The organism is Verrucosispora sp. NA02020 (genome assembly GCF_013364215.1).
Classification (GTDB): domain Bacteria; phylum Actinomycetota; class Actinomycetes; order Mycobacteriales; family Micromonosporaceae; genus Micromonospora.
The window spans coordinates 4,601,476-4,625,480 of the sequence record NZ_CP054923.1; the positions used below are offsets into that span (position 1 = coordinate 4,601,476).

The 24,005-nt window shown below is 71.6% G+C and carries 16 protein-coding genes and 1 pseudogene; 6 read left to right on the forward strand and 11 right to left on the reverse strand.

The window, feature by feature from the left end:
• Positions 1-2 precede the first annotated feature (2 nt).
• Entirely contained in the window at positions 3-908 is a 906-nt protein-coding gene (locus tag HUT12_RS20055; RefSeq protein WP_176094349.1) for an IS5 family transposase, read from the reverse strand.
• Positions 909-1,396: 488 nt separating this feature from the next.
• Between HUT12_RS20055 and HUT12_RS20060 the strand changes: the two genes are divergently transcribed.
• Positions 1,397-2,476, forward strand: a complete 1,080-nt coding sequence (locus tag HUT12_RS20060; protein WP_176094350.1) for a hypothetical protein — start codon at positions 1,397-1,399, stop codon at positions 2,474-2,476.
• A gap of 54 nt (positions 2,477-2,530) precedes the next feature.
• Entirely contained in the window at positions 2,531-3,541 is a 1,011-nt protein-coding gene (locus HUT12_RS20065; protein WP_176094351.1) for a hypothetical protein, read from the forward strand.
• Between the two features lie 38 nt (positions 3,542-3,579).
• Here the strand turns inward: HUT12_RS20065 and treZ are convergent, their stop codons facing one another.
• From treZ to glgX, 3 genes are read right to left on the reverse strand one after another with little or no spacing between them, the layout of a single operon-like run.
• A complete protein-coding gene (treZ, locus tag HUT12_RS20070; protein ID WP_176094352.1) occupies positions 3,580-5,304 on the reverse strand; it encodes a malto-oligosyltrehalose trehalohydrolase in 1,725 nt (574 codons plus the stop codon).
• Complete coding sequence (gene treY / locus HUT12_RS20075; protein WP_176094353.1) at positions 5,301-7,604, reverse strand: malto-oligosyltrehalose synthase; 2,304 nt, start codon at positions 7,602-7,604, stop codon at positions 5,301-5,303. The genes treZ and treY overlap by 4 nt, the downstream gene beginning before the upstream one ends.
• A 2-nt stretch (positions 7,605-7,606) precedes the next feature.
• Positions 7,607-9,724 carry a glycogen debranching protein GlgX gene (gene glgX, locus HUT12_RS20080; protein ID WP_176094354.1) on the reverse strand — a complete coding sequence of 706 codons (2,118 nt, stop codon included), beginning with the start codon at positions 9,722-9,724 and terminating at the stop codon, positions 7,607-7,609.
• A gap of 327 nt (positions 9,725-10,051) precedes the next feature.
• On the opposite strand from glgX, the gene HUT12_RS20085 reads away from it, so the two are divergent.
• From HUT12_RS20085 to HUT12_RS20100, 4 genes are all read left to right on the forward strand, one after another.
• Positions 10,052-11,455, forward strand: coding sequence for a glycosyltransferase family 4 protein (locus HUT12_RS20085; RefSeq protein ID WP_176094355.1), 1,404 nt, complete (start codon positions 10,052-10,054; stop codon positions 11,453-11,455).
• 603 nt (positions 11,456-12,058) lie between these two features.
• Complete coding sequence (locus HUT12_RS20090; RefSeq protein ID WP_131054924.1) at positions 12,059-12,715, forward strand: response regulator transcription factor; 657 nt, start codon at positions 12,059-12,061, stop codon at positions 12,713-12,715.
• A 130-nt stretch (positions 12,716-12,845) separates the two neighbouring features.
• A complete protein-coding gene (locus tag HUT12_RS20095) occupies positions 12,846-14,966 on the forward strand; it encodes a M14 family zinc carboxypeptidase (RefSeq protein WP_254876898.1) in 2,121 nt (706 codons plus the stop codon).
• Positions 14,967-15,060: 94 nt separating this feature from the next.
• A complete protein-coding gene (locus tag HUT12_RS20100) occupies positions 15,061-15,741 on the forward strand; it encodes a fasciclin domain-containing protein (RefSeq protein ID WP_176094356.1) in 681 nt (226 codons plus the stop codon).
• 142 nt (positions 15,742-15,883) lie between these two features.
• Here the strand turns inward: HUT12_RS20100 and HUT12_RS20105 are convergent, their stop codons facing one another.
• The 7 genes and pseudogenes from HUT12_RS20105 to HUT12_RS20135 all read right to left on the reverse strand — a co-directional run bounded on the left by HUT12_RS20105 (position 15,884) and on the right by HUT12_RS20135 (position 23,921).
• Positions 15,884-17,167, reverse strand: coding sequence for a citrate synthase (locus HUT12_RS20105; RefSeq protein ID WP_131054922.1), 1,284 nt, complete (start codon positions 17,165-17,167; stop codon positions 15,884-15,886).
• 270 nt (positions 17,168-17,437) lie between these two features.
• A pseudogene (locus tag HUT12_RS20110) lies at positions 17,438-19,414 on the reverse strand (sulfatase-like hydrolase/transferase); the annotation flags it as partial.
• A gap of 151 nt (positions 19,415-19,565) precedes the next feature.
• Complete coding sequence (locus HUT12_RS20115; RefSeq protein ID WP_176094357.1) at positions 19,566-21,068, reverse strand: class I SAM-dependent methyltransferase; 1,503 nt, start codon at positions 21,066-21,068, stop codon at positions 19,566-19,568.
• A gap of 10 nt (positions 21,069-21,078) precedes the next feature.
• On the reverse strand, positions 21,079-21,228 hold the full coding sequence (locus HUT12_RS20120; protein ID WP_162854381.1) for a hypothetical protein: 150 nt from the start codon (positions 21,226-21,228) through the stop codon (positions 21,079-21,081).
• 194 nt (positions 21,229-21,422) lie between these two features.
• Positions 21,423-22,847 carry a HAMP domain-containing sensor histidine kinase gene (locus tag HUT12_RS20125; protein ID WP_176095878.1) on the reverse strand — a complete coding sequence of 475 codons (1,425 nt, stop codon included), beginning with the start codon at positions 22,845-22,847 and terminating at the stop codon, positions 21,423-21,425.
• A gap of 17 nt (positions 22,848-22,864) precedes the next feature.
• The gene (locus HUT12_RS20130; protein WP_131055454.1) at positions 22,865-23,611 is read right to left on the reverse strand and encodes a response regulator transcription factor; all 747 of its coding nucleotides are present in this window, start codon (positions 23,609-23,611) and stop codon (positions 22,865-22,867) included.
• Positions 23,612-23,696: 85 nt separating this feature from the next.
• Entirely contained in the window at positions 23,697-23,921 is a 225-nt protein-coding gene (locus tag HUT12_RS20135; RefSeq protein WP_131055452.1) for a hypothetical protein, read from the reverse strand.
• Positions 23,922-24,005 lie beyond the last annotated feature (84 nt).

A 24,005-nucleotide genomic window follows, 5' to 3' on the forward strand; every position in this document is an offset into this window, starting at 1 on the left:
TTTCATAGCTCGGGTCGGAGCCACTCGTTGATCGCGGCGACGTGGACCGTGGCCTGGTAGCGCACGGCGAGCTTGTCGAACCTGGTGGCCATGGCTCGATGGCGTTTGAGCTGGTTGATGCCGCACTCCACGGCGTGACGTTGCTGGTAGATGTGGGCGTCGAAGGTCGGCGGTCGGCCGCCCTTGGACCCCTTTCTGCGCCGGCTTGCGGCCTGATCGATCTTGATCGGGATCGTGGCCGGGATGCCACGTCGGCGTAGGTGCTCCCGGTTGGCGCGGGAGCTGTATGCCTTGTCCGCGAGGACCCGGTCGGGTCGAGTGCGGGGTCGGCCGCCGTCGGGCCGGGGGACCCGGATGCGGGCCAGGACCCGGGTGAACTGCGGACTGTCACCGCGCTGCCCGCCGGTCAGCAACATCGACAGCGGCTTGCGGCCCTGCTCGCAGGCCAGGTGCAGTTTGGTGGTCCAGCCACCTCGTGACCGACCCAGAGCGTGATCAGCCGGCTCGTCCTCGACCCCGCCGGGTGGTTCCTTCTGCAGCTCGGGTCGGGTGCGGGCGCCGGCGGCGTGCTGATGCGCCCGAGCGATCGTCGAGTCAACGCTGACGTCCCAGGTGATCAGACCGGCGGCGTCGGCGCGGGTCTGCAACCCGGTGACGAACCGCTGCCACACCCCGGCACGCTGCCAACGGCGGAACAGCCCGTAGACCGTCTGCCAGGGCCCGTAACACTCCGGAACATCCCGCCAGGGCGAGCCCACCCGGACCCTCCACCGGATCCCATCGATGAGCTGCCGTTTACTCCACTTCAGCGGTCGCCCTGGCTTCTTACCCCTCGGCAGCAGCGGTTCCAACGCCGCCCACTGCACGTCAGTCAGGTCGAACCGCCTCGTCACCGGTATGGTGGCCACGAGGTCTCCGTGCTGATGGTCTGTCTTGGTCGATGAACCATCTACCGGAGACCTCACTACGTATCGATCACCGACACGCCGAGATCTCCCTGGCCGGGGCTGACTGGCCAACCGCAGCTATGAAACACGGCCTAGGTCCCACACCATCGCCCAGTGGCTGACGAACAGGTTGGCATACACCTTCAGGTGGTTGTCCGGGTCGGAGATCCACACCCGGTCCACAGTGGTCGAATGGGCGCCCGACCACGATTCACCCTTACCTGATCACCTGTCCCCATTTGCGGCTGTGATCGTGGCAGCGTAGCTGTTCGACACGCCGGGCTGGAAACAGCTGCACTGCCACGATGATGGTGGACGCCGGTGCGGCATCGGTGAGTGCGGCATCAACAGGGACCCTGGTCGAGCTAAGGGACAGCAGCCGGGACGGGACAGGTCATAGACTCCCCGGGTCGCGCCGCCGCACGGCGCACCGACTCGGGAGGACGTCCGTGGCGAGTGACGCGCACGAACCGGGGAAGCTGCCTCCTGCCTCCGCCGCCGAGATGCCCCCTGTCGACAGGCGCGGCACCAGCCGCCGGGCCCTGATCCTGGTGACCGTGACGACCCTGGTCGCGGTGGTGGCGGGCCTGACCGTCTGGGCCACCCGACGGGCTCCGCAGACGGACGACGTCTCTCACGGCCTACCCACATCGGTGCCCTTCAGATTCGACCCCGGCCAGCAACTGATCCACCTCACTTTTCTGCCTGGCACCGTCCGCTGGGCGAGATACGAGACCGAGCCCGGTATGCAGAGCATCATGGTGAGCGGGCAGCCGCCCAGCGACTGGAACTGGCAGTCGGGAGACCCCCCAAAGCCCGTCGATCGGAGCTGGCGGGTCGAGGTCAGGATGGCGGCACAGGACGTCGACGCGCACCGTTGGGACCGGGAGTACGACGAAGAGGCCGGATGGACGTTACCGGGCGATGAGATCGCGCCGGTGCGCGGGCGTCCCGCCTTCACCAACGAGGGTCAGGTGCTGTCCTGGGAGTACGTGCGGTATTCATGGATCCGGATAACGGTGCACGGTGTCGACCGGAGCGCTGAGCTCGCGCTCGCTCGTCAGGTCGCCGAGGGCATTCGTTGGGAGACGAGACCGCTCGCCCTGCCGTTCGAGACGGCGGGGTTGCCCGAAGGCGCCGTACTCGGCAGTGCGGTCCTGGAATGGTCCGAAGACGGACCTGTTCGGTCCTCCGCCGGGTACCTGCTGGAGCAGAAGGACTACGGAGGCTTCATCGATCCCGACTTCACGGTGGGTCTCACCACCGAGAGCCTGGACAGCGGCACCGAAGCCGTGACCGTGTCGGGCCGGGCCGCCACCGCAGACGTCTTCAGCAGGAAGAGCAGCGCAGGGACCTACCGGGTGGGTCAACTCCCCGGTGGGTGTGCCCAGTGCGTCGCGGAGCTGGACATACCCAAGCGAAGCGCCGGCGCCACGGCGGTGCGGGACAAGAAGGCCGCACTGCTGCTGGCGGCCTCGATCCGGCTGGTGGAGGGCCACGAGGATCCCGCGAAGTGGCGCACCTGGTAGTCGGAAACTCCAACACCGCGCCGCCGCACCGCGCCGCATCGGGGAGGATGTTCCATGGCGAGCACCAAAGGTCGGGTCCTGATCCTGGTGACCGTGACGGTCGGGGTGGCGGTGGTGGCGAGTCTGAGCGCGTGGGTCACCGGACGGGCGTTGAACACGGACGACATCGTCACGTCGGCACCCGTGCGATTCGACCCGGGTCAGCAGATCATGCGCCTCGGCTATCTGCCCGGCCCCGTGGAAACAGCCGAATACACCACCGGGCCAGAGTTTCATCGCCTCGACATCCACGGATCATTCGACGACGCGCCGAGCACCGAGGAGGAAGACGCTTCCTCATTCGACCCCGACTGGTCAATCGAGCTCCGGATGGCAGCGCGGGGTGTCGATATCCGCAGTGTCGTTCCGTACGACGAGGACTCGGGCGAAGTGCCCGTTCGTGGCGAACGCCTCCAGGTGCACGGCCGTCCCGCCTTCCAGGCCACCTTCGACTTCAGCCGGGTGCTGACCTGGGAGTACGCACCGGACGCGTGGATGCACATGATGCTGTACGCGAAGAGCGCGGAGGACCGCCGGGATGAGATCGCGCGTCGGGTGGCCGAAGGCGTTCGCCTGGAAGCCACGCCACGGGTCCTGCCGATCCGGGTGAAGGGCCTGCCCGACGGCGCCGTGCTCGAAAAGACGTGGCTGTACTGGAAGGCGGACGGACACATCTCGTACTCCGCCGACTACCTTGTGGGGCGGGTCGAGGAGGATCGGCCGAATTCGCGGCCTGTGGTTCGGGTCGGGGTCAGCACGGAGAAGCTGGCCCGCGCCAGGCACCTCGACCGAGTCACCGTGGCAGGCCGGTCCGCCACGGTGTCTGAGAGTCGGAGAAAGGCGGGCACCATGGGTATCTACCGGGTGGCGCAACTGCCCGGTCGATGCGCCGACTGCGTGGCGGAGGTGTGGATCGAGCCGTACGCGTCTGCCGTGATGGGGGACCGGGACGACGCGCTGAAGCTGGCGGCCTCGATCCGGCTGGTGGAGGGCCACGAGGATCCCGCCCGGTGGCGCTTCTGGTAGTCGGCGACAGACCCCCGTGGGCGGCGACGACCGGCCGGTCAGAGTGCCACGATCGCTGCCGTCTCCGCCGGTAGCTCGATGCGGTCGCGTTGCACGGTGACGCCCTCCCCGGTGGCCAGCAGTACCCGGCGGGCCACCCCGGGCAGCGTCACGCGCTGCGGCTTGTCCGCGAGGTTCGCGGCCACCAGGCAGCCGCCACGCCGCATCACCAGGAACCGGTCGCCGTGACGGACGTCGATGGCGAACAGGTGCGGGTCGGACAGTTCGGGGCGGGACTTGCGCAGCGCGATCAGTCGGCGGTGGAACTCGCACATCTGGCGGTGTTCGGGTTTGTCCAGCTCGGCCCAGTCCAGCCGGGAGCGGACGAAGGTCTGCCGGTCCTGCGGGTCGGGCACGTCGCCGGGCGGCCAGCCGTGGGCGGCGAACTCGCTGCGGCGGCCGGTCACCACGGCGGTGGCCAGTTCGGGCTCCGGGTGCGACGTGAAGTACTGCCAGGGCGTCGACGCCGCCCACTCCTCCCCCATGAACAGCATCGGCGTGAAGGGTGCGGTCATCAGCAGCGTCGCGCCGACGCGCAGCAGTGCCGGGGAGAGCGTCGCCGAGAGGCGGTCGCCAAGCGCGCGGTTGCCGATCTGGTCGTGGTTCTGGAGGTACGCGACGAAGCGGTGGCCGGGGGTACGCGGGTCGACCGGGCGGCCGTGCTGGCGGTGGCGGAAGGTGGACCAGGTGCCGGTGTGGAAGAAGGCGCCGGTGAGCACCTCGGCGAGGCACTCCATGGTGCCGAAGTCGCCGTAGTAGCCCTGCCGTTCGCCGGTGAGCAGGGTGTGCAGGGCGTGGTGGGCGTCGTCGTTCCACTGGGCGTGCAGGCCGTAGCCGCCGGCCTCGCGGGGGCTGATCAGTCGGGGGTCGTTGAGGTCGGACTCGGCGATCAGGGAGAGCGGGCGGCCCAGGTGCACCGAGAGCGACTCGACCTCGACGGCGATCTCCTCCAGCAGGTGCACCGCGCGGGAGTCGGGCATCGCGTGCACGGCGTCCAGGCGCAGGCCGTCGACGTGGTAGTCGCGCAGCCACATCAGGATGCTGTCGGTGATGAAGCGGCGTACGCCGTCGGAGTGCGGGCCGTCCAGGTTGACCGCCTGGCCCCAGGGGGTGTCCCGCTCGCTGAGGTACGGCGCGAACATCGGCGCGTAGGCCCCGGAGGGCCCGAAATGGTTGTAGACGACGTCGAGGATCACCCCCAGACCCTTGGCGTGGGCGGCGTCGACGAGGCGTTTCAGGCCGTCCGGGCCGCCGTACGGTTCGTGCGGGGCGAACCAGCAGGCGCCGTCGTACCCCCAGTTGTGTTCGCCGTTGAAGGCGTTGACCGGCAGCACTTCGATCATGTCGACGCCGAGGTCGACGAGGTGGTCGAGCTTGCCGATCGCGGCGTCGAAGGTGCCTTCCGGGGTGAACGTGCCGACGTGCAGTTCGTAGAGGACGCTGCCGGGCAGTTGCCGCCCGGTCCAGGCGGTGTCGGTCCAGTCGAACGCCGCGTGGTCGTAGCGGCGGCTCGGGCCGTGCACGCCGTCGGGCTGCCACCGCGAGCGGGGGTCGGGCAGCGCCTGGTCGTCGTCGTCGAGCAGGAACTGGTAGTCGTCGCCGGCGTCGGGCACCTCGACGCGCCACCAGCCGCCCCGGGAGGCGCGCATCTCGTGGTCGGCGGCGCCGGTCAGGCGCAACCGGACCCGGGACGCCTCCGGTGCCCAGACGGTGAACTCGGTCATGACGCCTTCCCGGAGCCATCGAGGGGGGCGAGCAGCGCGACGGGATAGGTGGCGAGCAGGTCGGCCAGACGGGCCTGACCGTCACTGTAGACCTGCCCGGTGAACTGGCACGACATCTCTTTAACGGGTAATGACAGGGTGGTGTCGCGCCAGCCGCCGCCCGCCGCCAGGCGCAACGGCAGCCGGGTGGCGACGGCGAGCGCGCCGCCCCGGTCGAAGGCGACCGCGTGCCGGGCGGCCGGGCCGTGCACGACGACCGGCTGGTAGTCGCCGAACAGCTCCGGACGGTCGCGACGCAGCCGCAGGGTCCGGGACACCACGAGCAGCTTGGCCGCGCCGGTCTCGTCCACCGCCGGCTGCCAGCCGGCATCGAGCCGGGCCAGCAGGTCCCGGCGTACGGCGAAGTCGACCGGGCGGCGGTTGTCGGGGTCGACGAGGGAGTCGTCCCACAGCTCGGTGCCCTGGTAGGTGTCGGGCACGCCGGGCATGGCGAGCTGCACCAGCTTCTGCCCGAGCGAGTTGGACCAGCCGGGCGGGGTGATCTCGGCGGCGAACGCGGCGATCGAGGCGTGCACCGCGGGGTCGTCGTACATGGCGTCGACCAGGGCGTGCATCGCCTGCTCGAAGGCCGGGTCGGGGTCGGTCCAACCGGTCGAGGCGGCGGCCTCCCGGGCGGCCTTCTCGGCGTACGCGTGCATCCGCTCGCGCGCGATCGGCCAGGCGCCGACGACGGTCTGCCAGAGCAGGTGGGCCAGGGCGGCGTCGGGGAGCGGCACGGCGGAGGTCCAGGCGGTGACCTGCTCGGCCCAGCGGCGCGGCAGTTCGGCGAGGACGGCCAGGCGGGCGCGGACGTCCTCGCCGCGTTTGGTGTCGTGGGTCGAGAGCGTGGTCATGCTCGCCGGCCAGCGGTCGTGCCGGGCGGCGGCGAAGCGGTGGAACCGGCCGGGCAGGGTGCCGAAGTGGGCGGGGCTGCCGCCGACCTCGTTGAGCGCGACGAACCGGGTCCACCGGTAGTAGGCGGTGTCCTCGACGCCCTTGGCCATCACCGCGCCGGTGAACTGGGGGAAGCGGCGGGCCAGCTCGTCGTCGGGGTCACGCAGCCGCCGGGTGACCGCGTCCAGCGCGCCGGTCAGGTCGCTGCGACGGCGGCCGGCCTCGGCGCGGGCGTTGGCGAGGTGCCGTGCCCCGTCGGGCGGGTAGCCCCGGTAGACCGGGAACGCGGCGGCCAGTTCGGCCAGGGCGGCGCGGGCCGCGTCCGGCTCCACGTCGGGGGCGAGTGCGGCGAGTCGCGCCAGCTCGGTGGCGAGCAGTCGGGTGGCGGCACCGAGCTTCGTGTCGTGGGTCAGGTCGGCCCAGGAGGTGGCCCGCCCGACCAGCCGGGTGTCCAGGGCGGTGAAGTCGGCCTCGGCGTCGCTGTCGACGAAGAGTCCACCGACGGCGTGGAGAGCGTCGTAGCCGGTGGTGCCCTCCACCGGCCAGGAGGGCAGTTCCTCGCCGTACTCCAGGATCTTCTCCACCACCAGCCACGCGTCGGGGGCGGCCTCGCGCAGCCGGGCCAGGTAGCCGCCGGGGTCGCGCAGCCCGTCGGGGTGGTCGACCCGGATGCCGTCGACCTCACCGGCCGCCACCCAGGCCAGGATGAGCTCGTGGGTGGCGGCGAACACCTCCGGGTCCTCCACCCGCAGCCCGGCCAGGGAGGCGATCGAGAAGAACCGGCGGTACGTCAGCTCGGCGTCCCCGCGTCGCCAGGAGACCAGCTCGTAGTGCTGCCGGTCGTGCACCTCGCGGGGGCTGCCGTCGCCGGTGCCGTCGGCGATCGGGAAGCGGTGCTCGTGGTAGCGCAGCTCGCCGTCGGCGATCTTCAGGTCGGCCGGCGCCTCGGGGTCGTCGGCGAGCACCGGCAGCAGCAGCCGGTCGCGCGTCCAGTCGATGTCGAACCAGTGGGCGTACGCCGAGTCGCGTCCCCGGCGCAGCACGTCCCACCAGGCCGGGTTGGCGGCCGGTACGGCGACTCCGGCGTGGTTGGGCACGATGTCCACGACCAGGCCGAGACCGGCCGCGCGCAGGGCCCGCAGCAGGCGCTGCCGGGCGGGCTCGCCGCCGAGTTCCGGGTTGACCCTGCGGTGGTCGACGACGTCGTAACCGTGCGCGCTGCCCGGCGCGGCGGCCAGCAGCGGCGCGCTGTAGAGGTGGGTGACGCCGAGGTCGGCGAGATAGTCGGCGAGGCCGGCGGTGGCGTCCAGGTCGAAGCCCGGGCTCACCTGCACCCGGTAGGTCGCCCCGACGGGGGTCACGGTCATGGTCAGTCCACCCTCTCCAGCACCACCAGCGAGCGGTCCGGTACGCAGACCGAATCGCCGGTCTCCACGGTGGTGCCCTTGTCCTGGTCGGGTTCGGCGGTGCTGATCACGAGCTTCCAGCGCTGGCCGAACTCGGCCGGCGGCGGGGTGAAGTCCAGTGGCGCGTCGTGGGCGTTGAAGCAGAGCCAGAACGAGGCATCGTGGTGGCGCTGGCCGTACTGGCCGCGTTCCCGGATGCCCTCGCCGTTGACGAACAGCGCCACCGAGCGGCCGAAGTCGTTGCCCCAGTCCTCGCCGGTCATCTCCCGCCCGTCCGGGGTGTACCAGGCCAGGTCGGGCAGGGGCTCGTCGACCCCGCGGCCGTGCACCGGCAGGCCGGTGAAGAAGCGGCGGCGCTGGAACACCTGGTGCTGGCGCCGGAACTCGACCAGCCGGCGGGTGAAGTCGAGCAGGCCGGTATCGATCGCGTCCCAGTCGATCCAGGCGATCTCGCTGTCCTGGCAGTAGGCGTTGTTGTTGCCCCGTTGGGTGCGACCCATCTCGTCGCCGTGGCCGATCATCGGTACGCCCTGGGACAGCAGCAGGGTGGCGATGAAGTTGCGCTGCTGCTTGGCGCGCAGGGCGCGTACGCCCGGGTCGTCGGTGTCGCCCTCGACGCCGCAGTTCCAGGAGCGGTTGTGGCTCTCGCCGTCGCGGTTCTCCTCGCCGTTGGCCTCGTTGTGCTTGTCGTTGTAAGAGACCAGGTCGGCCAGGGTGAAGCCGTCGTGGCAGGTGACGAAGTTGATGCTGTGGAAGGGGCGGCGTCCGTCGTCCTGGTAGAGGTCGGCGGAGCCGGAGATCCGGGAGGCGAACTCGGCGAGGGTGGCCGGCTCGCCGCGCCAGAAGTCGCGGACGGTGTCGCGGTACTTGCCGTTCCACTCGGTCCACTGCGGCGGGAAGTTGCCGACCTGGTAGCCGCCGGGGCCGACGTCCCACGGCTCGGCGATCAGCTTGACCCGGCTCACCACCGGGTCCTGCTGCACCACCTCGAAGAAGGTGGAGAGCCGGTCGACCTCGTAGAACTCGCGGGCCAGGGTGGCGGCCAGGTCGAACCGGAAACCGTCCACGTGCATCTCGGTGACCCAGTACCGCAGCGAATCCATGATCAGTTGCAGCGAGTGCGGGCTGCGGACGTTGAGGCTGTTGCCGGTGCCGGTGTAGTCGACGTAGTACTGCCGGTTCTCCTCCGACAGGCGGTAGTAGCTGGGATTGTCGACGCCCTTGAAGCTGAGCGTCGGGCCGAGGTGGTTGCCCTCGGCGGTGTGGTTGTAGACCACGTCGAGGATGACCTCGATGCCGGCCGCGTGCAGCGCCTTGACCATGCCCCGGAACTCCTGCACCTGCTGACCCAGGTGTCCCAGCGCCGAGTAGGCGTGGTGCGGGGCGAAGAAGCCGATGGTGTTGTAGCCCCAGTAGTTGCGCAACCCCAGGTCGGCCAGGCGGTGGTCGTTGACGAACTGGTGCACCGGCATCAGCTCGATGGCGGTGATGCCGAGCCGGGTCAGGTGTTCGATCATCGGCGGCGAGGCGATGCCCGCGTACGTGCCGCGCAACTCCTCGGGGATGCCGGGCAGCCGCATGGTCAGCCCGCGCACGTGCGCCTCGTAGATCACCGAGTGGTGGTACGGGATGCGGGGCGGGGCGTCGTTGCCCCAGTCGAAGTACGGGTTCACCACCACGGACTTGGGCATGAACGGCGCCGAGTCGGTGACGTTCATCCGGTCCGGGTCGCCGTGCTCGTAGTCGTAGACCGCCGGGTCCCACTGCACGTCCCCGTCGATCGCCTTGGCGTACGGGTCGATGAGCAGCTTGTGCGGGTTGCACCGCAGCCCGTTCGCGGGCTCGTACGGGCCGTGCACGCGGTAGCCGTACCGCTGGCCGGGTCCGACCCCCGGGATGTACGCGTGCCAGACGTACGCGTCCACCTCGCGCAGTTCCACCCGACGCTCGTGTCCGACGTCCCACTCGTCGAAGAGGCACAGTTCGATCTTGTCCGCCACCTCGGAGAAGATCGCGAAGTTGGTGCCCATCCCGTCGTACGTGGCCCCGAGGGGATACCGCTCGCCCGGCCAGACCTGCATGTCGCTCCTTCGGCCACGTGTCACGAGCGCGCGCCCGCGCCCGGAAGCGCACCCGTCCGGGGGAGCCGGGCCGGTGCGCGCGGCGGTAATGCCCCGCACGGTCCGCCACCAATCCATCCGATCGGGTGAATGCCCGGTATCCAGCCGACTGATGCGAGATGAACCCTTGCGGTGCCGTCCGTCACTGTGACCGTTCTCAAGGTGCGTTATCGGCCATCATGCCGTTTCCTTGTTACCGGGCAAGTTCTCGCGTGCCCGAACCCCCGACGCTGTTCCCCCGCCGCCACCGACGCCGGCACGTTCTCTGCTGCACGGACGGAGACTCTTGTGACGACCCTGCGGATCGGCGGGCGTACCGCCACCGCCACGGACCGAATCCACCGGCCCACCCTCACCTCGCGACCCCAGATCCCGGCCCAGCCCGGTCCGGCCACCTCGCCGCGCACCCACCGCATCCTGATGCTGTCGTGGGAGTTCCCGCCGGTGCTCGTGGGCGGTCTGGGCCGGCACGTGCACGCGCTCTCGGTGGCCCTGGTCGCCGCCGGCCACGAGGTCACCGTCGTCACCCGTCACTGCGAGGGCGCTCCGCTGGAGGAGTACGTCGACGGCGTCCGGGTCGTCCGCGCCGCCGAGGACCCGGTGGCCTTCCCGCTGGCCACCGAGAGCCTGCTCGCCTGGACGATGGCGTTCAACCACACGCTGACCCGGGCCGCGCTGCGCGCCGCCTCCTCCGGCGGCTACGACGTCATCCACGCGCACGACTGGCTGGTCGCGCACGCCGCGATGACCCTGCGCGACCACCTGGACCTGCCGCTGGTCAGCACGATCCACGCCACCGAGGCGGGTCGGCACCAGGGCTGGCTGCCCGAGGAGATGAACCGCACCATCCACGGCGTCGAGCACTGGCTCAGCACCGAGTCGACCCGGGTGGTGGTCTGCTCCGGATACATGCGCGAGGAGGTCAGCGCCCTGTTCGGGGTGCCGACCGATCGCGTCGACGTGGTGCCGAACGGCGTGGAGCCGCATCGCTGGCGGGTGTCGGCCAGCGCGGTGGCGCAGGCCCGGGCCCGGTTCGCCGGGGACGGCCCGCTGGTCACCTTCGCCGGGCGGCTGGTCTACGAGAAGGGCGTGCAGCACCTGCTCGCCGGGCTGCCCAAGCTGCGCGAGCGGCACCCCGGGCTGCGCGCGGTGATCGTCGGCGACGGGCCGTACCGTGGCGAGTTGGAGGCCGACGTGCACCGGCTCGGTCTGGGCGGCATGGTCAGCCTGCCCGGCTTCCTCGGCGGCACCGACCTGCCGGCCGTGATGGCCGCCTCGGACTGCTTCGCGGTGCCCAGCATCTACGAGCCGTTCGGCATGGTGGCGTTGGAGGGCGCCGCCGCCGGTGCCCCGCTCGCGGTCGCCGAGACCGGTGGACTCGCCGAGATCGTCGAACCGGGCGTCACCGGCATGACGTTCCGGCCGCACGACCCGGACGCGCTGACCGACGCCGTGCACGCGGTGCTCTCCGACCGGGAACGCGCCCGGGCGCTGGCCCGTCGCGCCCGCGCCATGGTGCACGAGCAGTACGGCTGGGCCGCCATCGCCAGCCGCACCGGCTCGGCGTACGCGGCGGCCATCGCCCAGGCCCCGAACGTGGCCGCCGAGCGCGCCGCGCAGCTCATGGCGCACGGCCGGTCGCGCCCGGTGGTCCCGGAGGGCAACCTGCTGGCCGCCGCCGGCCTGCGCTGACCCACACCCCACACCTCACACCCCACAGCGCTCGCGCCACACGGCGTGGCGCCTCGACGAGCCAGTGTCGACCCACCCGGTCGGCACTGGCTCGTTCGCGTGCCGGGACGAACGGTGCCGGGACGGTCGCGTACCACCAGCGTGGTGGCGTTGCGTAAGCGTCGCCGAGCGTGACGGTGCCCGGCCGCCACCAGTGGTCCACCTCCCCGCCTTTGCTCTGCTTCAACCCACGCAATAGCGCCTGAGCTGCACCGATCCGACGACGGTGCCATCACGGCGACGGCGCGTCCACTGCGGAGGGTTACCGATGCGTGGGTTGAAGCAGAGCAAAGGGTCCGCAGGGGAAACGGCGGACACCGGGGTGGGCTACCGACAGTGACGCCCCGGTGCGGCAGGTCCCGGGGCGGGTCGTGCCGGGGCGGCGTCCGTGGCCCTGCCGTCGGGCGGGTCCGCCGAGGTCGGATCCGAGGCGGCCAGACCCGTTCGGCCAGATGATTCTGTCGTTACGATCTTGTATCTGCACTGGTCACCACTACTTCACATCCGACAGACTCGCAAGAATTCGGGAAGGCTGCGGCCTCCGCGAGGTCGAGGAGGGTGTGCGTGCGGGTGCTCCTGGTGGAAGACGACCTCCGCGTGTCGGCGGGCCTCTCCGCAGCGCTGCGGCGCCGGGGGCACGAGGTCGTGCAGGCGCTGACGGCCGCCGAGGCGGTCGAGGCGGAGCCGGTGGACCTCATCCTGCTCGACATGAACCTGCCGGACCGCGACGGCCTGGAGGTGTGCCGGCGGATCCGCCAGCACAACGAGGAGGTCGCCATCATCGCCGTGACGGCGCGCGTCGAGGAGCACGACCGGGTGGCCGGGCTGCGGGCCGGGGCGGACGACTACGTGGTGAAGCCCTTCTCGATGGTCGAGTTGCAGGCCCGGATCGAGGCGGTGATGCGGCGGACGACGCGTACCGCCCGGCCGGCGACCCTGGTGCAGGTCGACACGCTGCGGATCGACGTGGACGCCCGACGGGTCTGGGTCTCCGACCGGGAGGTCGGCCTCTCCCGCAAGGAGTTCGACCTGCTGCTGGCGCTGGCCCGGCAGCCGGGCACCGTGGTGCCCCGGGACCGCTTGCAGTTGGAGGTCTGGCAGACCACCTGGGCGACCCGGCACAACCTCGACGTCCACGTGGCCGCGCTGCGCGCCAAGCTCGATGACGCCGGGTTGGTCGAAACCGTACGCGGGGTCGGTTATCGCCTCCGGTCCGGCTGAGCATCGACTCAGGGCCGAGGCCGGCCGAACCTCAAGGCATCCTCAAGAATCCCTGCTCGCGGCCCCGCAGTCGGCCCGCTGGGGGTGTGCTGTCGGTATCCAGCCCTCCCTCCTGTTTGGAGAACCCCCCTTGAGATACAGACGGACAACGGCCGGTGTCTTCTCCACGCTTCTCGTCGCCGTGCTCGCGGCGACCGCCCAGCCCGCCCCGGCCCTCGGCCAGCTGCCCACCGCGCTGGCGCAGGCGGAACCGAACCAGGTCCAGGGCCTGACGGTCGTCCAGGGCGACGGGTACGCCACGCTGGCCTGGACCCACGTCGACGGCGCCACCGACTACCAGATCGAGCGCACCGCCCTCGCGGAGGACGGGACCCCCTCCGGGAACGGTGTGATCGTCGGTGTCTGGCGACCGAACCGTCAGATCAACAACTCCGAGCCCACCTTCGCCGACGCCGGCTTCGTGCCGGGCAACCGGTTCCAGTGGCGGGTACGCGCCCGCCTCGGCACCGAGGCGCAGCCGTACTCGGCGGCTGTCAGCGGCACCACCACGGCGCACTGGGGCGACCCGAACGTCCCCGGCCAGAACCTGCGTACGCAGTGGGAGAACACCCTCGGCGCGCAGTACACCAGCGACGTCAACGAGTACGCCTACACGGCGGCCGTCGACGAGCTGAGCGAGCGGGTCCGCGTCGTGGAGCTCGGCCGCACCATCAACAACCGGCCGATCAACATGTTCGTCATCGGCTACCCCACCCCGCCGGCGACCCCGGAGGCCGTGGCCGCGACGAACCCGCTGCTGCTCAACTGCAACGTGCACGGCAACGAGCCGGGCGACCGTGAGGCGTGCTTCATCATGGCCCGCCAGCTGGCCTTCACCGACGACCCGGCCACCCTCGACCGGCTGTCGAAGACCACCATGCTGATCCTGCCGACGATCAACGGCGACGGTCGGGCCGCCAACAGCCGGGGCAACTCCACCGGCCAGGACCTGAACCGGGACTACTCGCTGATCCGCCAGCCGGAGACGCAGACCTTCGTGGAGATGATCCGCGACTATCGCCCGATCGCCAGCTACGACGGCCACGAGTACGGCAACGCCAACACCGGTGACCTGCCGATGCTGCCGCCGCGGCACGCCAACGTGGCGCAGGGGATCTTCGACGAGTCGCAGAACATGATCGAGGGTCACATGTACACCCAGGGCGCCAAGGACGGCTGGTGGGCCTGCCCGTACGGGTGCACCGGGGCCAACGTCGGCCTGGGTGAGGAGACCATCCTGCGGAACACCCTGGGTCTGAAGAACGTGGTCAACTCCCTGCTGGAGCTGCGCAGCTCCGGCGGCCCGACCCGGCCGGACGAGACCAACACGGCCAACAACCGGCGCCGCAAGACCTACTCGGCGCTGTGGACGTTCACCCAGTTCCTCGCCTACCACCAGGCCAGCGCCGCCAACCTCAGCAGCGCCCGGGCCGAGGCGATCAGGTTCCAGTCGGCGAACACCGGCCGGATCGTCTTCCGCGGCTCCCGTCCGATCGAGGCGCACCCCGCCCCGCACCCGGGTGACACCCCGCCGCCGGTCGACGCCCCCACGCCGGCGCGGATCCTGGAGCAGGCGCCGTGCGCGTACAAGCTCACCGAGGCGCAGTACAACGGTGCCCGCACCGACGGTCCCGCCGGTCGACAGACCACCGTGGCCCAGCGGCTCGCCGCACACGGCTGGAAGGTGATCAAGGTCGCCGACGGGTACGTCGTGCCGCTGTCCCAGCCGGAGCGGGGTCTGGTGCCGCTGCTCCTCGACGAGCAGGCCGTGGAGGGCCTGGTCGTGGGCGAGCGGATCGCCGCCACGGTGACCGGTACCCGCAACGGCCCGCTGACCGTCTCCGGGGTGACATGCCTCGCCGACGCCACCATCCGTGGTCCGATCAAGGTCCAGCCGGGCGCCGCGCTGATCGTCAACGGCAGCTCGATCAACGGGCCGGTGGACGCCAGTGGTGCGGCCGGTTTCGTGCTGACCGCCAGCACCGTGCACGGTCCGGTGAACGCCACCGGCGTCCGGGGCCCGGTGGTCCTGGTCGGCAACCGCACCAACGGCCCGGTCAACGTGGTCAACAACACCGGTGACGCTCCGCTGGTCGCCGGCAACACCGTCAACGGCCCGCTGTCCTGCTCCGGCAACACCGCCGCGCCGGTCAACCTGGAGGTCGTCAACTCGGTGAGCGGTCCGAAGTCCAGCCAGTGCGCACGCCTGTGACCTGCTGAACCTCGACCGACCGACGTACCGGCAGGCCGGATCCGCGCCCGGCCTGCCGGTACCCACCACCCGTCCGACACAAGGGGAGACCACCGTGACCGACACCCTCAGGCCCTCGACGACGGACCCGCGACGGGCCCGACGGCGCGCGGTCCCGGTCGCCGGTGCGGCCCTGGCCACGCTGCTCGCGGTCGCGGGCTGCACCGGCGGCGAGGATCGCGCCACCGACGCGGCGGACACCGGTACGCCGGTCGCCGTCGCGGTGACCGGCCCGCTCTGCGAGCAACTGCCGGCGGGCACCGAACCGGGTAACCCGGGCTCGCTGGTCGGCCAGCCCGCCGACCAGGCCCTCCAGTGGATTCCCGTGCTGACCACCTTCGAGGCGGCGGTCCGGGCCACCGGTCTGGGCGGCGAACTGGCCGGCGTGACCGTGCTGGCCCCCACCGACGACGCCTTCTCGGCGAAGTTCTCCCGCACCAACCTCGACGAGTTGCTGCTGCACGATGTCGACGACCTGCGCACACTGCTGCGCGAGCACGTGGTGACCGGGCCGATGTCGGTCTCCGAACTGGTCACCGCCGGCAGCGTACGCACCCTCGCCGACACCGAACTCACCGTCACCGGAGAGGGCGAGGCCGCCCGGTTCGGCGACGAGGCACAGACCGTCTGTGCCGACTACCAGGCCGCCGGCACCCGGATCCATGTCATCAACCGGGTCCTCGGCTCGCTGCCGACCACGGCCGGCGAGGACGACGACGGCCACCCGGCGCACTGACCGTCCGTGGGGCCAACCCCCTCCTCGCGGACGCACGACGGCCGCCGACCCCCGTGAACCGGGGACGGCGGCCGTCGTGTCGCTGTGAGGAAGGGACCCTTGCTCTACACGAGGCGTGAGTAAGGGACCCTTCCTTGCGGGGTCAGCGCTTCTCGAAGGGGAGGTAGTCCCGCTCGGCGGAACCGGTGTAGACCTGCCGAGGACGGCCGATCTTGGTCTCCGGGTCGTTGATCATCTCGCGCCACTGCGCGATCCAGCCCGGCAGCCGACCCAGGGCGAACAGCACCGTGAACATCTTGGTCGGGAAGCCCATCGCCTTGTAGATGAGCCCGGTGTAGAAGTCCACGTTCGGGTAGAGCCGGCGGTCGACGAAGAAGTCGTCGGCGAGCGCGATCTCCTCCAACTGCATGGCGATGTCCAGCAGCGGGTCCGGCTTGGCCATCCGGCCGAGCACGTCCTGCGCCGCGTTCTTGACGATCGCGGCACGCGGGTCGTAGTTCTTGTAGACCCGGTGGCCGAAGCCCATCAGCTTGACGCCGTCCTGCTTGTCCTTGACCTTGCGGACGAAGGACTGCACGTCACCGCCCTCGGCCTGGATCCGCTCCAGCATCTCCAGCACCGCCTGGTTCGCACCGCCGTGCAGCGGGCCGAACAGCGCGTTCACGCCGGCCGAGACCGAGGCGAAGAGGTTGGCGTTGCTGGAGCCGACCAGCCGCACGGTCGACGTGGAGCAGTTCTGCTCGTGGTCGGCGTGCAGGATGAACAGCATGTCCAGCACGCGGGCCATCACCGGGTCGACCTCGTACGGCTCCGCCGGCACGCCGAACGTCATCCGCAGGAAGTTCTCCACGTAGCCCAGCGAGTTGTCCGGGTACAGCAGCGGCTGCCCGATCGACTTCTTGTAGGCGTACGAGGCGATGGTGGGCACCTTCGCCATCAGCCGGACCGTGGACATCTCCACGTGCTCGGCGTCGAACGGGTCCAGACTGTCCTGGTAGAAGGTGGAGATGGCGCTGACGGCCGAGGAGAGCACGGCCATCGGGTGCGCGTCCCGGGGGAACCCGTCGAAGAACCGACGCATCTCCTCGTGCAGCAGCGAGTGCCGCCGGATCCGTTCGGTGAACTCGGTGAGCTGCTCGGTGGAGGGCAGCTCACCGTAGATCAGGAGGTAGGAGACCTCCAGGAAGGAGCTCTTCTCGGCCAACTGCTCGATGGGGTAGCCACGGTAGCGCAGGATGCCTGCATCGCCGTCGATATAGGTGATCGCGGACGAACAGGCGGCGGTATTGACGAAACCGGGATCGTAGGTCGTCATCCCGGTTTCCTTCAGCAGCTTGCCCACGCCGACCCCGCCGGGGCCCTCGACCGCGGAATGCACCGGCATCGACAGCTGCCCGCCGGGGTGATCGAGCTTGACTTCCGTCATGTGGTTCCTCGCTTCGCCGGCAGATCTACGTTGAATTGCCTTCGCTTCTACCGTAATTGCGGTTGCGGCGACACCGCCTGCCGTGGTTCGGCGGTGAGGTATGCGTCACCCGATTCCCGACCAGGGCGCTGGGAAACCCCGACGAGCAGGGGCATACAGGCACAAAGAAACCACGAAGAGTGTCGGTACGCGACGGGTACGTAACTGTCCGAGCGCTCAGTCACGTGCCCCTCGTGGGGCGACGGCGGGCCGCGCGCGGACGTGCCGACGTCAGGTGACGGCGAGCCGGCGCAGGTCACCGGCGGCGTCGACGAGGTACAGGTCGAGCCGGTTGGCGCCGGGGTGGAACAGCCGGTCGTCGGCGAGCAGCGCGGCGAAGCGGCGACCACCCGGATCCGGGGAGACCACCGGCACCACGGCCCCGACGACACCGTTGACCGCCACCGCCAGCGAGGTACCGTCGGCGACCCGGTCGGGCACCGTGCCCCAGATCATCCCCGGCAGCCGCCCGTCATCCGGGTCGACGGCGCGGAAGGCGTCCTGCCCGCCGACGACGGCGGTGCCGCCGGGCGGCGCGTCACCCACGGTGGTGCCGACCAGCGGGTGCGGTGGCGGCGACGGCATCGCGGCGGGTACACCGCCCCGGATCGGCATGGGCTGCGACGGCCGGTCGTAGAAGACCTTGCCCGGATCGGTACGCGGCGCCTGCCGGGCCGAGCGGCCCTCGACCCGCCACGGCAGCCGGATGGCCGCCTCGTCGGCGATGGTCGGCAGCAGGTCGACGTGTTCCCAGTTGCGGTCGTCCACCCGCCCGGTGCGCTGCCCCGGCGTCCGGACGAAGGTGGGCACCCAGGCCACCTGTTCGGGGGCGGCCCGGATGGCGTCCTCGCCCCGGCCCTGCACCCCCTCGGTGAAGCTGACGCCGTGGTCGGCGGTGACCACCACCAGCGCCCGGTCCCACAGTCCGCTGGCGCGCAGCGTGCGGATGGTCTCGCCGATCAGTCGGTCGGTGTAGCCGAGCTGTGCCAGGTGCCGCTGCCGGGCCAGGTCCACCCAGCCCCGTCCCTCGTACGGAAAGTCCTCGGGCGCCTCGTACCGGGCACCCGAGGGCAGGTACGCCCACGGGCTGTGCGGCATCAGCAGGTGCAGGAAGTGCAGCGTGGGCCGGTTCGACGGGGTCAGGCCGTTCAGGAAGCTGGTGAAGCGGGCCGGCTGGTTGACGTTGAGGCTGTCCCAGCGGAACTTCGGGTCGCTCGGCACCGGCTCGGCGGCGTCGATGCCCGCCTCCTCGGCGGTGCGCTCCCGGTACGAGTCCTCCGGGTCGATCCGGCTCTCGTGCGGCGCGGTGATCTGCCGCGCCAGCCTCCCGGTCTCCCGGACCAGCACCCCGATCCCCTGTTCCGGGGTGACCGGCTGCTCGCAGCGGCTGGGCGGGCAGAGCCGGGTGATGCTTTCCTCGGCCCGGATGTCGTACAGCCCACCGAAGGCGGTGAAGAGGTTGTCCGGGTAGTGCGAGTAGTGCGGCGCGTACGGCTGGGCCGGGTAGCGGCCGGTCAACATGGCCGGCAGCGCGTACGGCGTCCAGCCGCTGACCCCGGTCGAGTTGCGGTACCAGGTGGAGCCGGCGGCCAGTTCGGCGAAGTGCGGGTACCGGGCCGCGTCGATGCCGCCGTCCGCGTCGAGCAGCGAGACCAGGGGCAACTCGTCCAGCACCAGCATGACCACCGGCGGGTGCAGGTCACCGATCGCCGTACCGGCCGCGCCGCCGTCGCCCCGGGGCAGCACCACCGGCCCGGTCGGCGAGGCGAACAGGAACAGACCGACGAAGATCAGCGGACCCACGGCGGCCACCCGCAGCACCCGTCCCGGAGCCCGCCACCGCCGGTGCGCGAGCGCCGCCACGGCCCCGGCCACCGCCGCCACCAGCAGCAGCGGTACGCCCCGCAGCGGCGTGACGTGCCGGCCGGCCTGCACCGCCAACGCGCCGACCAGCAGGCCGACCAGGAGCGTGTGCGTGGCCGCCCGGGTGAGCCGACCGGCCAGCCCGGACAGCAGGCCGAGGAGCCCGAGCGCGACGGTGGGCACGATCGCGACGAGGGCGACCAGCAGCAGGATCTCGCCCCGGTCGGCCCGGTGGAACAGGAAGAAGTCCGGACTGCGGCCGAGGACGTCCAGCAGCGGCTGGGTGACCGCCAGCCCGACCAGTGCCGTCACTTCCCGCACCCGACCGCCCTCGGCCCGCCACCCGCCCCACGACCGACCGCCCCACCGGCGACCCGCCCTCGCGCCCCCGGCAGCGTCGGCCCCGGCGCCGTCGATCCCGGCAGCCCCGGTCCCCGCTTCGGCGCCGGCACTGTCAGCGCCGGTCGCGGTGGAGCCGGACCCGTCGGCGGGTCGGTCACGCACCCAGGGCCACCCGGTAGAGGGTGCGGGTGCCCGAGGGCAGCTCCAGCCGGTCCTCGACGGTGCCGTGCGCGCCGAGCAGTGCCTCGAAGGCGTCGCGCCGGTAGTCGGGGAAGAGACCGTCGGGCTTGTTCGCCAGCAGCCGGGCGGCCATCGGGTCGTCGGGGTGCACGAACTCCACCACCAGCCGGCCGCCCCGGACGGCGTACCCGGCCAGGCAGGCGACCACCTCGGGCAGCGGCACGTTGCGCCCGATGGCCAGGTGGTGCACCAGGGCCAGGGCGAGCACGGTGTCCGCCTGCGCGCGGTCGGCGAACGAGGCCCGCTCCACGCCACGCCAACCGCCGCCGGGCGACGGGTCGGCGAGATCCATGACCAGCGGCAGGATCCGCGGTTCCCGCTCGTCGCGCAGCGTGCGGTAGAGCCGGTCGAGCACCGCCGGATCCTGCTCGACGGCGACCACGTAGTCGGCGTGCCGGGCGGCGAGGCGGGCGTACCGGCCGTCGTTGGCGCCCAGGTCGAGCACCAGGCGCGGCCGGGCGGCGCAGGTCAGCGCGGCGGTGACGAACCGTTCCTTGCCGGCGCGGTCGTCGCCGGAGTAGCCGCAGGTGCGCTGGTAGTCCACCCAGTGCGTGGCGGTGGGCCGGTGGTCGAGACGGCGGACCAGCTTCTCGATGCCCCGGACGGTGGCCAGGGCCAGTTCCCGGGTGTAGCCGGCGGCGCGCAACTGGGCGCGGACGTCCGAGGTGCTGGTGGCGGCGCTGCGCCGCTGCACGCTGCCATGCAGGTGGACGTGGGTCGGTACGCCCGGCAGCAGCCGCCGCACGCCCCGGAACAGCGGGACCATCTGCTCCGGTTCGATGCCGTCGATCCGGGCCCGCAGCCAGGGCCGGAAATCCATCCCCAGGTGGGCGCCGAGCATCAGCGGATAGAGCAACGTCTGGCAGAACTGCCGGTAGCCGGCCCACGGTTCGCCGTCGCGCAGCGGGGTGAACGAGCCGACGTCGATGAAGACCGGTTCGACGCCGCGCCACTGGAGGTTGTACGCCGAACCGTCCTTCGTGGTGAAGCCCGCCGGCAGGGCCGCCCGGAGGATCTCCAGGTGCAGCAGGGCCGCGTCGCGCAGCATGGCGAAGGACCACTCGTACGGGTGGGAGACGAACGGGATGCGCTCGTGCCGCAGCACCGCCGCCCATGCGGGGTCTCCCGTGCCGGTCGGGTCTCCGGAGCCGGCCGGTGCGGCGGAGGGCGGCACCTGCGCGCCGGCCGGGAGTTCCTCGGTGCCGCAGACCTTGCCGGCGGCGAGCAGGGGCGGGAAGAACGTGCTGCCAGCGAGCGCCCGCCAGTGCTGCGTGGCGGTCTCGTCCAGCGCCCGCAGCACGTCGTCACCGGCGTGGAAGACCCGGTTGGCCGGGTCGCGGAAGGACCCGGGTTCGGCCCGCAGCTCGACGCCGGACGAGGTCTGCCGGTCGGCCCGGCCGAGGTCGGGGATCGTCATGCCCGGCGGGTCAGTTCTGGTCGGTGGGCTGGCGGCGGAACCGGTCGACGAGTCTGCGCCAGTACAGTTTGGCCGCCACCGCGACGCCGGCGACACCGCCGACCACCGCCTGCACGATCAGGCTGCCGGATCCCGCGTCCAGGTAGGCCAGGTGGTCCACCGACCGCTCCTTCCCCTCGCCGTCTACGTCGTCGTCTACGGCATACGTTTCACGTTTCGCACGTTTTGCCGGACTCCTGCCACCGTACGCGGATTGCCGCTTCCTGTCGGGCACAACGCCCACTTCCCCGCGTTCGAGTCGGATGTAAGGAGGGGACCCCTGCTATGCACGAGGCGTTAGCAGGGGTCCCCTCCTTACATCCGGGGAAGGTGGACGGTGAAGACGGTGCGGCCGGGGCGGGTGTCCAGGGTGACGCTGCCGTGGTGGGCCTCCACCACGGCGGCGACGATGGACAGGCCGAGTCCGGTGCTGCCGTAGGCGCGGGAGCGGGAGCTGTCGCCCCGGGCGAACCGTTCGAACACCTCCGGCCGCAGCTCCGGCGGCACGCCCGGCCCGTCGTCGGCGACGCGGAGTTCGACGACGCCGTCGGCCAGCCGCAGGCCGGTGGTGACGGTGCTGCCGGGTGGCGTGTGCACCCGCGCGTTGGCCAGCAGGTTCGCCAGCACCTGGTGCAGCCGGGCCGGGTCACCGGGCACCCGGACGACGGTGTCGGGCAGGTCGAGCTGCCAGTGGTGCTCCGGGCCGGCCACGTGCGCGTCGCTGACCGCGTCCACGACCAGCGCGGTGAGGTCGACCGGTTCGAGGGCCAGCGGTCGGCCGGAGTCGAGCCGGGCCAGCAGCAGCAGGTCGTCCACGAGTCGGGTCATCCGGGTGCTCTCCGACTCGACGCGGCGCAGCGCGTGGGCCACGTCGGGCGGGACCTGGTCGCGACCCCGACGGGCCACCTCCGCGTACCCCCGGATCGCGGCCAACGGGGTGCGCAGCTCGTGGCTGGCGTCGGCGACGAACTGGCGTACCCGGGTCTCGCTGGCCTGTCGGGCGGCGAGCGCGGCGGCGACGTGCCCGAGCATCCGGTTGAGCGCGGACCCGACCTGCCCGACCTCGGTGCGCGGATCGGTGTCGGCGACCGGCACCCGTTCGGAGAGGGCCACCTCGCCCCGGTCCAGCGGCAGCTCGCTGACGTGGGCGGCGGTGGCGGCGACCCGACGCAGCGGACGCAGTGTGGCCCGCACGATCAACGCCCCGGCGGTGCCGGCGACCAGCAGCCCGGCCGCGGTGACGCCGGTCTGCGCGGCCACCATCCACCAGACGGTCTCCCGGACGCCGGACAGCGGCACCGCGAGCACCCGGACGCCGGTGGCCGACGGGCGGGCCACCATCCGGTAGCCGCCCCGCTCGCCCAGGTCGACGCTGCGCGGACGGCCGTCGGTGGGCGCCCCGGACAGCGCCGACAGCTCCGCGACCGGCACCTCCTGCTCCTGGCGGTCGAGGAGGGTCCACGCCTCGGTGACCCGACCGTCGACGACCCGCGCGCTGATCGTGCCGGACGGGAAGCCGCGTGGGACCCGCACGTCGCCGTTCCACGGCCCACCGCCCGGCACGGGCTCCCACGGCACGCCGGGCCGGCCGCCGGGCATCGACTGCAACTGCTGGTCCACCCGGGAGATCAGGAACTGCCGTAGCGCCACCGTGGTCAGGCCGCCGATGGCCAGGCTGACCACGGCGAGCAGGGCGAGGAGCGTGACCACCAGGCGGGTACGCAGCGACCAGCCGGCCAGCCAGCGCCGCAGCACGCTCACTCCGCCGGCTTGAGCAGGTACCCGGCCCCGCGCAACGTGTGGATCATCGGCGGGCGACCGGCGTCGATCTTCTTCCGCAGGTAGGAGATGTACAGCTCGACCACGTTGGCCTGGCCGCCGAAGTCGTAGTTCCACACCCGGTCGAGGATCTGTGCCTTGCTGAGCACCCGACGCGGGTTGCGCATCAGGTAGCGCAGCAGCTCGAACTCGGTCGCGGTGAGCGTGACCAGTTGCCCGTCCCGGCGTACCTCGTGGCTCTCCTCGTCCAGGGTGAGACCGCCGACGGTGAGCACCGCGTCGGGGCGGGCGGCGACCGCGAAGCCGGAGCGGCGCAGCAGCGCCCGCAGCCGGGCGATCACCTCCTCCAGGCTGAACGGCTTGGTCACGTAGTCGTCGCCGCCCACGGTCAGCCCGGCGATGCGTTCCTCGACCGCGTCCCGGGCGGTCAGGAACAGCACCGGCAGGGTGGCGGCCTCCTCGCGCAGCCGGCGCAGCACCTGGAAGCCGTCCAGGTCGGGAAGCATCACGTCGAGCACCACCGCGTCGGGCCGGAACTGCCGGGCGGCATGGACCGCCGCCGTTCCGTCCCCGGCGGTGCGGACCTGCCAGCCCTCGTAGCGCAGGGCCATCGACAGCAGGTCGGCCAGGGTCGGTTCGTCGTCGACGACCAGCACCCGGACCGGTTCGCCGTCGGGCCGGCGCAGCTCGACGCGGCCCGGCCCGACCGCTCCCTCGCTCATCATGGTCCCCATCGTGAGCGCACCGACTGGGCTCCGCTTGTGCGGTTCCTGTGTGCCGGCTGTGTGGACTCCCCGCGCGCGGGGTCCATCACTCGGTCACGCCGACCGGGTCGGTCCGGACGAAACGCATCGTCCAGTCGCCCGTGCCGTCGGGCCGCTGCCGCGCGTAGAGATGGTCGGCGGCGGGATCCGGCGCCGATTCCGGCCGGCGCAGCACCCACAGCCGGGGCGGCGCCCCGTCCGGGCCGGCCGGCAACGCCCGGACCAGATCGTCGGCCGGGCCACCGACGAAACGTACGGTCACCTCACTCATCGTGTGCTCCGCCTTCCGTTCGTCCGGTTCGTCGCCGTCCCGGCTCGCACGCTAACGCACCGGCCGCCGCCGGAGGCCGGTTTG